Below are 10,450 nucleotides of genomic sequence, written 5' to 3'. Positions count from 1 at the left end.
CCCTCGCCGTGCGCGACTCGTCCACGATGCTGCGCCGCAACCTCCTGCACGCGCGCCGCTACCCGTCCCTGACCCTGAACCTGCTGCTGACGCCGATCGTCCTGTTGCTGCTGTTCGTCTACATCTTCGGCGACGTGATGAGCGCGGGCATGGGCGGCGGCGCGGGCCGCTCCGAGTACATCGCCTACGTCGTGCCGGGCATCCTGATGATGACCATCGGAGGCACCGTGGTCGGGACCGCGGTGTCCGTCTCCAACGACATGACCGAGGGCATCATCGCCCGCTTCCGCACGATGGCGATCCACCGCGGGTCCGTGCTCATCGGGCACGTCGTCGGCAGTGTGCTGCAGTCGGTGGCCAGCGTGGTCCTCGTGGGCGCCGTCGCCGTGGCCATCGGCTTCCGCTCCACGCACGCCTCGGCCCTGGAGTGGCTGGCGGCGTTCGGGCTGATGGCGCTGGTCGCCCTGGCGCTCACCTGGATCGCGGTCGGGATGGGCATGGTCAGCCCCAACGCCGAGGCGGCCGGCAACAACGCGATGCCGCTGATCGTCCTGCCGCTCATCTCCAGCGCCTTCGTCCCGGTCGACGCGATGCCGGGATGGTTCCAGCCGATCGCCCGCTACCAGCCGTTCACACCGGCCATCGAGACCCTGCGCGGGCTGCTGCTCGGCACCGGGATCGGTGACAACTGGTGGATCGCCGTCCTCTGGTGCCTGGGCCTGACGGCACTCGGCTACCGCTGGTCGAAGGCGGTGTTCGACCGCGACCCGAAGTGACCGCGCGGACGGCCTCCCGCGGCTCGTCCCGCCCGAGGGCGGCGTACTCCGGCACCGCGCCGGTGTACGCCGCCCCGGCGCGCGTTCCCCGTCCCCCGCGTTCCCCGTCCCCCGAAAATGCGCGTGCCGCCGCGCCGGGGCGGACGTACGCTCGCGGCATGACGGACAGACGACCTCTTGTGGCGATCCTCAGCGGCGCCGGGATCTCCACGGACTCCGGTATCCCCGACTACCGCGGGCCCAACGGCCTGTGGCGGCAGGACCCGGAGGCCGAGAAGCTCGTCACGTACACGTACTACATGGCGGATCCCGGGATCCGCCGCCGGTCCTGGCTGATGCGGCGGGACGCGCCGACGCTGCGCGCCCGGCCGAACGCCGCGCACGAGGCGGTGGCCCGGCTGGAGCGGTCCGGCGCCCCCGTGCGCGTCATCACGCAGAACGTCGACGGGCTGCACCAGATGGCGGGCGTGCCGGAGCGCAAGGTCCTCGAACTGCACGGCACCGCACGGGCGGTGGTGTGCACGCGGTGCCAGGCGCGCTCCGGGATGACGGAGGCGCTGGAGCGGGTGGCGGCCGGGGACCCGGACCCGGCGTGCGAGACGTGCGGCGGGATCCTCAAGTCGGCGACGGTGATGTTCGGCGAGGGCCTGGACCCGATGGTCCTGGGCGAGGCGGTGGCCATCGCCAAGGCCTGCGACGTGTTCATCGCGGTCGGTACGAGCCTCACGGTGCACCCGGCCGCCGCCCTCGCCGGTCTCGCGGCCGACCACGGCGCCCGGCTGATCATCGTCAACGCCGAGCCCACCCCGTACGACGACCGCGCCGACGAGATCGTGCGCGAGCCGATCGGCACCGCCCTCCCCGCGCTGCTGGAACGGCTGGGCGGCGAGAGCGGCGGGCGCGGCTAGTGCCGCATCGGGCAACGTGGCGATCTCGACGTTGTCCGCCGCCGCCCATGTGCCGACTCGCTGGACTTCTCCGTGGTCAGGTGCGGCGAGAAGTTGTCGCGGACGGTCGCGATCCGCACCGCGGGTGGGTAGAGGGTTCGCAGGCAGCGGTTGCAGGTCGCCCGGGGTGCGGCATCAGGTTGAGCGGCCCGAACCCGTCCATGCAGAAGACGGCCTCGGGCTCGCCGTCCTCGGCTTGGACCTCACCGTCGGCGATCGCGTAGAGATGCTCCACGCGGGCCTTCTTGGCCGCGTGCTCCGGATCACGGGAGGTCTTCCAGGTCTTCAAGCGTTGAAAGGAGACGCCCTCCTCACGGAGTGGAAGGCGCAGGCCCTCGTGGCTGATGTCGCGCTCGGCCATCAGCACATGGGGGCAGCAGGGTCGGGATGGCCCCGGGCTCTTGGATTCCTTGTGGTACGACCACAGGTCGTTGGCGACACCGAGGTGGTCGATGGCCAGGGCCGTGAGTTCCTCCAGCACGGGGAGAGCAAGCTTGTCGGCGCAGGGCGCCACGCCGCTGCTGAGCGCGCTGAGCTCCAGGCACGGGCTGACAGCGCCGTTAGCCGGCGCGGGCTGCGGTAGGCGGCCGCGTTTAAGGGCCGTCATGGGCCTCATATGCCTTCGGTGTCCGGGAACGGCAAGTCGGCACCAAGTCCACGCCAAGGCCCGGTGAGCACCATGTCGTATCCGCCGTCGGCATTCGATCCTGGAGCAACCGCGCGTGTCACCCAGCAGTACCTCCGAACAGCCCCGCCCCTACGAGACGATCGCGGACCACCGCGGGCAGAAACCGCTGTCGCCCCCGCTCCCCGCAGCCCCGCACGGCGCAACGGGCCGGGCCGCCTCGGTCGCCCACCGCTCGGCCGAATACGGGCTGCACCACCACCGCAACGGTGAGGACGAGTCCGTCCGGCCATCGCTCCGCGAACACACCGCGCAGCGGACGCCGGCCGTACTCGTCCGCGGAGCGGCGCGATGACGGTACTCGACTGCGCTCCCCACGACGTCCTGGACGCCTACCGCACCTGCGAGTTCGTCACGCTCGGCAAGAACGGAACGCCGTTGGCCTGGCCGACGGCCGTGGCTCGGCGCGAAGACGGAACCCTCCTGCTGACCACGTCCCTCGCCTTCGCCCAAAAGGCGCTGAACGTACGCCGCGACGGCCGGGTCGCGCTGCTCTTCTCCGACCCCACGGGCAGCGGACTGGACCGGGCTCCGCAAGTGTTCGTCAGCGGCCGCGCCCACTGCCCCGACGCGATCATGACGGGTCCGGAAGGGGCCGAGGAGTACTGGCGCAGGCTCTTCGAACGCCAGCCGCACAGCCGCGCCTACCTCAAGCGCCCCATGAGGCCGGTGATGTACTGGTACTACCTGCGCCTCCTCATCACCGTCGAACCCGAACGGGTGAGCACAAGGCCGAGCCTGGAGGAGCTGCCGCGGCTCGAGGCGCCGGCTCCCGCCGCCGCGACGCAAACGCTGCCCGGGGCCGCGCAACTCGGCCGTATGCCGACGGCGGTACTGGCCGGCCGGGACGCCTCGGGGGCACCGCTGCTCGCCCGTACCCGCCCGCAGCCGACACCGTCGGGCTATCTGGTCGAGGTCCCACCGGACTGCCGTGTCGAGCCGGGGCCGGCCGGCCTGCTGGTGCACCGGCACGACGAACTCCTGAACCACATGTACAACGCGCTCGTACGCGGAGACCTGAGGCAGACCGGTTCGGGCTGGCTCCTGGTGCCGTCCAGCGTGATCGAACCCATGGGTTCGGGCCGGGTCAGCGATGCCCTGCGGGTCCTGCGCCAGGCCAAGCGGTCGACCGACCGCTATCTCGCGCGGCGCGGTCTGCCCCGCCCGAAAGTGCAGTGGGATCAGTTCCGTTCCCTGGCGGCGCCGTCGCATACAGGACGGAGCCGACCGTGCTGAACTGCCGCTCCGTGCGTGAGGGGTCTTCGTGCGAGCCCTGATCGGCCACCTCGCCGCAGCACTCGCCCGTCCCGGGCGTCGCTCTGCCCGCCCAGCGTTCCCCGCCCCGTCGGACGGGGACCGCCTGGCGGCCGTCATGAAGTCACCGCACCATTGATCACCACTCCGGCTCCTTCGGGGCACGTGGACCGACGGCGCGGCGGGGGAGGGGACCGGGCGAGGTTCTCCGGGTTCTCGGCACGGTCGCCGGAGATCGTCCACGGTGCCGCGCCGTTTACGATGTGGTTGTCATGGTCACAATGAAGGTGCTCGGCGCGTTCCGGGTCGAGGTCGACGGCCGCCCGGTTGCCACACCGGGCCGGCTCGCGCGGATGGTTCTGGTCCAACTCCTGCTCGCCCGTGGAGAGGTCGTCTCCACGGAACGGATCATCGAGAGGTTGTGGCCCACGCGTGTCCCGTCGAGTGCGCAGGCGTCGCTGCACGCCTACATCGCGCGTCTGCGGCGCCTTCTCGAACCGGAACGAGCACCGAGGACCGCCGCTCGGCTCCTGCTCAGTGCGCCGTACGGCTACGCCCTCGCCCTGGAACGGGACGCGCTGGACGCCTGGGTGTTCGAGGACCGGGTCGCGGCCTGCTCGGTTGCGGGTCTGCCCGCCCACGCCGCGGCCGAGGGCTTGGCCGAAGCGCTCGCCTCGTGGGGCGGGCAGCCGTACGCGGAGTTCGCGGACGAGCCCTGGACGGCCGGTGAACGCACCCGCCTGGAGGAACTGCACCGCGCTGCCCGCGAACGGCTCGTCGCCACGCGGCTGAGCCACGGGCAGGCTGCGCAGGCCCTCACCGACGCGGGCGCGCTTACCCGGGAGCAGCCGTTGCACGAGGAGGGATGGCGGCTGCTGGCGCTGGCGCTGTGGGCCCGCGACCGACAGGGGGACGCCCTGGCGGCACTGAGGCAGGCCCGGCACGTCCTCGGAGAAGAACTCGGCGTCGAACCCGGCCCGGCCCTGCTGGAGCTGGAGCAGGCCCTGCTGCACCAGCGTCTGGACGTCCTTCACCGAGAGACCGGGGCGCCCACCGCGACCACCGCGACCACCGCGCGAACCGGGACGGCCGCCGCCGTGACGCTCCGCAGCTCCGTCACGGCTGCCGGACCGGGGACGCCGACCGCGCCGACGGTCCTCATGGCAGGCCGGCTCCTGGGCCGTGACGAAGAGCTGGCGGCAATCGCCGACGCGGCGGAGCGGGCACGCGGCGGCCGCGCGCAGGTGGTCCTGGTCTCCGGCGAGGCCGGAATCGGCAAGTCGAGCCTCCTGCAGGCCGCACTGCGCCAACTGCCCCCACAGGGCTGGCTGGTCGGATCCGGGCAGTGCCCGGAGACCGACGGCGCCCCGCCCGGCCGGGCCTGGTTCGATCTCCTCCCCGGCCTCGCCGAAGACGCGCCACCAGGACCGTACGCCGACGAGCTGGCCCCCCTGCTGGCCCCGGGCACCTCGAGCGGCTCCGAGCAGCCGGACGGCAGCCCGGCCCGGCGCTTTCGGCTGCACTGGGCGCTGCTCGGCTGGCTCCGCGACGCAGCCGCGCGGCAGCCGCTGGCGATCGTGCTGGACGACCTGCACCGGGGCGACCAGGAGAGCGTCGAGCTGTTCCTGCTCTGCGCCGAGCGGTTGCGCGACGCACCACTGGTCCTGGTCGGCTCGTACCGCACCGGCGAGGGCGACCTGACCGGCGCACTGGCACGCCTGGCTGCCTGCTCGCCCGTACGAATCAAGCTCTCGGGCCTGTCGGACACCCAGGCGAAGGAACTGCTGCGGCGGTCGACGGCCGACATCAGCGAGCAGGCCGCGGCGGCCCTGGCCGAACGGGCCGGGGGCAACCCCTTCTACCTCCGTGAAAGTTCCCTCCTGCTGGCCGGCGAGGGCGAGCAGCAAGCCCTGGCCCGGATCCCGCAAGGGGTCCAGGACGTACTGCGGCGCAGGCTCGCCCTGCTCGCACCGACCGTCACGGCCGGACTGCGGCTCGCAGCCGTCGCCGGACGCGAGGCCCCGATCGCCCTCCTGGTGCAGGCCGCGGACTGCGATCCCGAGCAACTCCTCGACGCCCTGGACGCCGGCGTGACCGCCGGGCTGCTCACCGAGCCGCGGGCGGGTACGGTCCGCTTCAGCCACGCCCTCGTACGAGACGCCCTGGAGGCGGACCTCACGCGCCTGCGGTTGGCCCGGATGCATTCCCGACTGGGCAGGAGCCTGATCGCCCTCGGCTCGGACGACGTCGCCGCCACCGCCCACCACCTCCTGCGAGCGGCCGCGGTCGTGACCGCCGACGCCGGCCCCGCGGTCCGCCATGCCCGGCTGGCGTGCGAGCAGGCCGTGCGCCGCTATGCCCCGCAGAACGCCGAAGCCCTGCTGAACACGGCCCTCGGCCTTCTGGCCGACCATCCGGCGGCCTTCGCGGACCAGGACGCCGCCCTGCTGCGTGTGATGCTGCTGGGCCAGCTCGTCGACTGCCGGATCCGGATGGGGGCCGTCGTACCGGCCCGCGACGCACAGCAGCAGGCCGTCCGGGTGGCCCGTGCCGAGGGCCGGGCAGACCTGCTGACCGCCGCCTACACGACATGGACCGAACCGACGCCCTGGCGCGTCCGCCCGTACGCGGCCTGTGATCCCGAGGCCGTCGACGAGCTCACGAACCTGCTGGAGAATCACCACCCGGACGACCGGCAGCGGTGCCTGCTCCTCGACCAGCTCGCCGACGCACTGGACGACACCGACCCCCGCGCCGTGACCGTGGCACGCCAGGCCGTGGAGCTCGCCAGGACCGTGGGCGATCCCCGGCTCCAGGGCCTGACCCTCACCTCCTTGCTGCGCCGCATCGACTGCGAACTGGAACCCGCCGCCTATCTCGAACTCCACGAAGAACTTGCCGAGGTCGCCGCCTCCCAGGACAGCCCCGAGTACTCCTGGATGAGTTCCTACATCGCCGCCCGGATCGCCGCCGCCGGCAACGACCCGGCGCAGATGGAGCGGTGCCTCGTACGCGCCGACGAGATCGCCCGCGCCTACGAGCTGCGCGGTGCCTTCGCCATCGCCAGGCTGCGCCGCCCCATGGTCGCCATGGCCCAGGGCCGATTCGGCGAGGCGGAGCAGGACCTGGCGTCTGCGGTGGCGGAACTGCGAGCGCGTGGGGCGGTGGACCTCAGCGGACTGGCGGGCCTGGCGGCCGGATGCATCCGCCTGCAGCAGGACCGGCTCGCCGAGGTCCTGCCGGTGCTGCTCGCGGTGTGGGAGCAGTACCAGCCGCACAACGAAGCCCTCACCGCCCTCGCCCTGCTGGCCGCGGACCGCGGCGAAGAGGCCCGTGAGGTCTTCGCCCGCAGGGCGCCGATCCGCCGCGACTTCGCCTACTCCATCCTGGCCGGCCTGCGCGGCATCGCCGCCATCGCCTTCGGCGACCGGCAAGCGGCCGCCGAGGTCTACCGCGATCTCCTTCCCCTTCAGGGGCTGGCAGGCGGAGCGAGCAGCCTCAGCCTCGTCTTCCGGCCCGTCGCGCAGACCCTGGGCGAACTCGCCCAATTCCTGGGCCATGCGCAGGAAGCGCAGCGCCACTACCGGGAGGCCGAGCGGGTGGCAGCCGCATGGGACTCCCCGCACTGGTCGGATGCCGCCCAGGCGGCCCTGGCCCGGCTTCCGCAGTCGGGCGAGTAGAACGGGAGGCGGTCACGGGGGTGGGGCCGGTCCGGATCGCGCGACGCTAGGCCAGCTCGGCCATGAACTCCGCCGCCAGCTCGAGGAACCGACCGGGCGAGTCCGTCGTCAACTGGAGGTCCACGAGCACCTCGTCGGTCTCCGCCGCGCACATCGTGCGCAGGTGGTCGCAGATCTGGCGCACGGTCCCACGGTGGTGGCCCTCCGTCAGGTCGGCCGCGGACTTGGTGACGTCAGGGTTCACCCGCAGCACCCGCCGCAGTCCTGCCGGGTCCCGCCCCGCCCGTTCGGCCGCCTCGGAGGCCACGGCCCACAGACCGCGGAAGTACCCGAGCGGCATCGAGGCCGCGAGCCAGCCGTCGGCACGCCGGCCCACCCGCTCCAGGGCAAGTGGGGTGAATCCGCCCAGCAGCACCGGTGGCCTCGGCTTCTGGAGGGGCTTGGGCAAGATGGTCGACTCGCGGATCGTCCACAGCGGGCCGGTGTGGACCACCGACCCGGGCCGCCATACGGCGTCGAGGACGTCAAGGGTCTCCTCCAGCCGGGCGCCCCGGCCTTCCCAGGGCACTCCGGCGGCCTCGTACTCCTCCCGCATCCAGCCCAGCCCGATACCCACATCCAGGCGCCCGCGGCTGAGCAGGTCGAGTGTCGTCGGCGCCCGGGCGAGCACGAGGGGCGGCTGCCACAGGGCGTTGAGCGTACTGCTGCCCAGACGTACCCGTTCAGTCGCCATGGCTGCCACGCCCAGCGCGAGCAGCGGGTCGAGGTGGGTGCCGTACCGGACGGGCATCTTCCCGCCCGGGTACCCGTCGGGCGGGCTGAGCGGGGCCAAGAGGCGGTCGGCCACCCAGAGACTGTGGCAGCCCAGCGCTTCCAACGCCGTGCACATGCCGACGGAGAGGCGGGGGTCGGCGAACGGACCGAACTGGGGTACGGAGAATCCGATGCGCATCGGTGAGGTTCCTCGATCGGTGAGGGGTGGACAACGGGTCCGGACGCACTGGCGCGCATCCGGCCCGGCCGGCGGGGACGACGGTCACGCGGTTGTCCGCCGGCCCCGGATCCGGTCGGTCTCGCGGCGGTACCGCCGCTGCCCGAGCAGCTTCCACAGCACCCGCGCCGGAACGGGCAGCCGGGCGAGGAACTCCCTGCGCTCCTCGGGAGAGGCGTCTTCCAGGATGGCGCCGAGCGCGATCATCAGCCGGTCGCGAGGCGTCTCGGCGAGGCCCCGCTCCCCGACCGCATGCCAGTCCTTCTCGTTCACGTGGAGGGCGACAAGAGGCATGACCTGCCGTTCCTCCTCGTCGAGATGGGCGCACAGCTGCCGGTGATGCCGACGCAGCGCCTCGGCCAGCTCGTCACGGTCCTCGGACAGGACCTTCGCCTGCCACCGGTCCATGAGCACCTGGACCTCGCTGATCCCTTCGGAGAGCTCCCGGTGCTGCGCCTCCATGGCCAGCACCTGCTCGGCATCGAGGTCCAGATGGGGCAGCAGGACCGGCCAGAGCATCTCGTCCTCCCCGGTGTGGTGGGCGTGCAGGCCGATCGAGTAAAGCCGCCAGTGCCCGGCGAGGATCCGGGCGCGGGCGGTGTCTGCGGGCCGAACGTCCTGGACGAGGTCGGCCAGCAGGCGCGACTCGCGACGGAACACCTGGTGGATCATCGCCATCTCGCGGGCGTAGGGGTGAACGGCGGAGTCCGAAGCATTGTTCGTGGTCATGATCCCCAGTCTTCGGAGCCCGGTTGCCGGGCACTTGCACCCGACTTGCCATACCTGGCTCACGTGAACGCCGGCTCGGGGTTCGGCTGCCTCGTAAGCCGGTCTCGTCCGCTGGCGTCGATCGCGTTCGGGCCGATGGTTACGGGCTGTAGGCCGCTCTCCTGGTGGAGGGAAAGACATGAAGCGCCTGGGCAAGGGCGTGGTCCACTGCGCGGATGAGCTTGTTGGTCGATGTGTTCGCCGCACCCGACCACGGAGAAGTCCAGCGAGTCGGCACATGGGCGGCGGCGGACAACGTCGAGATCGCCTGCACGCCGGCCCACTTCTCCTGGCTGAATCGGATCGAGGCCCGGTTCATGGCCCTGCGCTACTTCACCCTTGACGGCACCGACCACGCCGACCACAAGAAGCAGGGCAGCATGATCCGCCGCTACATCACCTGGCGCAACCGCCACGCCGACGACCGGCGCCTACGCGCCGTCGTCGACAGGGCAAACGTTGCCTGATGCGGCACTAGAACAGCCGCTCGGGGCCGCTCTCCAGGGCCAGCAGCCGGCGCTTGCGCTCCAGGCCGCCGCCGTAGCCGGTCAGATCGCCGCCGGCGCCGACGACGCGATGGCAGGGAACGACGATGCCCACGGGGTTCCTGCCGTTGGCGAGGCCGACGGCCCGGGCGGCTCCCGGGGCGCCGAGGCGCTCGGCGAGCTCGCCGTAGGAGACGGTCCGCCCGTAGGGGATCCGGCGCAGCTCCTCCCAGACGCGGCGCTGGAAGGGGGTGCCCTCCAGGCGCAACGGGAGGTCGAAGCCGGTGCGTTCGCCCGCGAAGTAGGCGGTGAGCTGGCGGATCGCCTCGGGGAACGGCCCGTCGGGGTCGAGGGGTTCGTCCGCGCGGTCGCCGAAGCTCTCCTGGGGAGGGCGGTGGCGCTGGCCGGTCATATAGAGGCCGGACAGGACGCCGTCGGTGGCGACGAGCGTGAGAGGGCCGTAAGGGCTGTCGACGACGGTGTGGACGCGGGTGGTCATGGGGGCTCCTCCTGGGGTGCCGGACCGGCGGGACATCGGGCGGACGGGGCGTCAGGCGGGCATGCGGGTGGCGGCGTGGTCGTCGGCCGACCACAGGTACTGCACGGCGTACGCGCGCCAGGGCCGCCAGGCGGCGGCGTGCCGGGTCAGCGCCGCCGGGGTCCCGGGCAGTCCGGTCCGGGCGGCCGCGCGCCGCACCCCGAGGTCGGTGGCGGGGAAGGCGTCGGGGTCGCCGAGGGCGCGCATCGCGATGATCTCCGCCGTCCAGGGCCCGATGCCCGGCAGCGCGGCGAGCCGCGCGCGGGCGCGTGACCAGTCGCTGCCGACGCCGAGGGCGAGTTCGCCGCCGGCCAGCGCCCGGACGG

At 72.6% G+C, this 10,450-nt stretch carries 9 protein-coding genes and 3 pseudogenes; 6 read left to right on the top strand and 6 right to left on the bottom strand.

The window, feature by feature from the left end; genetic code table 11:
- Both K6I33_RS24550 and K6I33_RS24545 read left to right on the top strand, forming a co-directional pair.
- Window positions 1–776: ABC transporter permease (locus K6I33_RS24550; protein WP_229356694.1), on the top strand; the 776-nt coding region annotated here is incomplete at its 5' end.
- A gap of 158 nt (window positions 777–934) precedes the next feature.
- Window positions 935–1,684: a Sir2 family NAD-dependent protein deacetylase gene (locus K6I33_RS24545; protein ID WP_229356693.1), complete on the top strand. Its 750-nt coding sequence runs from the start codon at window positions 935–937 to the stop codon at window positions 1,682–1,684.
- 9 nt (window positions 1,685–1,693) lie between these two features.
- On the opposite strand, the pseudogene K6I33_RS36405 reads toward K6I33_RS24545, so the two are convergent.
- Together K6I33_RS36405 and K6I33_RS36400 are read right to left on the bottom strand one after the other, a co-directional pair.
- Window positions 1,694–2,072 (bottom strand): annotated as a pseudogene (locus K6I33_RS36405) (IS630 family transposase); the annotation flags it as partial.
- 45 nt (window positions 2,073–2,117) lie between these two features.
- Window positions 2,118–2,330 (bottom strand): annotated as a pseudogene (locus tag K6I33_RS36400) (hypothetical protein); the annotation flags it as partial.
- Window positions 2,331–2,445: 115 nt separating this feature from the next.
- On the opposite strand from K6I33_RS36400, the gene K6I33_RS24535 reads away from it, so the two are divergent.
- The 3 genes from K6I33_RS24535 to K6I33_RS24525 all read left to right on the top strand — a co-directional run bounded on the left by K6I33_RS24535 (window position 2,446) and on the right by K6I33_RS24525 (window position 7,342).
- Window positions 2,446–2,703 carry a hypothetical protein gene (locus K6I33_RS24535; RefSeq protein ID WP_229356691.1) on the top strand — a complete coding sequence of 86 codons (258 nt, stop codon included), beginning with the start codon at window positions 2,446–2,448 and terminating at the stop codon, window positions 2,701–2,703.
- A complete protein-coding gene (locus K6I33_RS24530; protein WP_229356690.1) occupies window positions 2,700–3,644 on the top strand; it encodes a pyridoxamine 5'-phosphate oxidase family protein in 945 nt (314 codons plus the stop codon). Before K6I33_RS24535 ends, K6I33_RS24530 begins: the two co-directional genes overlap by 4 nt.
- 290 nt (window positions 3,645–3,934) lie before the next feature.
- The gene (locus tag K6I33_RS24525; RefSeq protein WP_229356689.1) at window positions 3,935–7,342 is read left to right on the top strand and encodes an AAA family ATPase; all 3,408 of its coding nucleotides are present in this window, start codon (window positions 3,935–3,937) and stop codon (window positions 7,340–7,342) included.
- Window positions 7,343–7,388: 46 nt separating this feature from the next.
- Here the strand turns inward: K6I33_RS24525 and K6I33_RS24520 are convergent, their stop codons facing one another.
- Both K6I33_RS24520 and K6I33_RS24515 read right to left on the bottom strand, forming a co-directional pair.
- The gene (locus K6I33_RS24520) at window positions 7,389–8,294 is read right to left on the bottom strand and encodes a TIGR03619 family F420-dependent LLM class oxidoreductase (protein WP_229356688.1); all 906 of its coding nucleotides are present in this window, start codon (window positions 8,292–8,294) and stop codon (window positions 7,389–7,391) included.
- Between the two features lie 84 nt (window positions 8,295–8,378).
- On the bottom strand, window positions 8,379–9,062 hold the full coding sequence (locus K6I33_RS24515) for a hemerythrin domain-containing protein (RefSeq protein WP_229356687.1): 684 nt from the start codon (window positions 9,060–9,062) through the stop codon (window positions 8,379–8,381).
- Window positions 9,063–9,299: 237 nt separating this feature from the next.
- Between K6I33_RS24515 and K6I33_RS24510 the strand changes: the two are divergent.
- Window positions 9,300–9,568, top strand: a pseudogene (locus K6I33_RS24510) (IS630 family transposase); the annotation flags it as partial.
- Window positions 9,569–9,575: 7 nt separating this feature from the next.
- Here K6I33_RS24510 and K6I33_RS24505 read toward each other — a convergent pair.
- Both K6I33_RS24505 and K6I33_RS24500 read right to left on the bottom strand, forming a co-directional pair.
- Window positions 9,576–10,085 (bottom strand): methylated-DNA--[protein]-cysteine S-methyltransferase, encoded by a 510-nt coding sequence (locus K6I33_RS24505; RefSeq protein WP_229356685.1) that lies wholly within the window; start codon window positions 10,083–10,085, stop codon window positions 9,576–9,578.
- A gap of 51 nt (window positions 10,086–10,136) precedes the next feature.
- A partial coding sequence (locus K6I33_RS24500; RefSeq protein WP_374285743.1) for a DNA-3-methyladenine glycosylase occupies window positions 10,137–10,450 on the bottom strand: 314 nt, incomplete at its 5' end.

Origin of the sequence: Streptomyces sp. UNOB3_S3, from assembly GCF_020740895.1 — a bacterium.
Classification (GTDB): Bacteria; Actinomycetota; Actinomycetes; order Streptomycetales; family Streptomycetaceae; genus Streptomyces.
The sequence above is the reverse complement of the archived record's forward strand: the minus strand, read 5'-3'. Positions and strand labels throughout refer to the sequence as shown.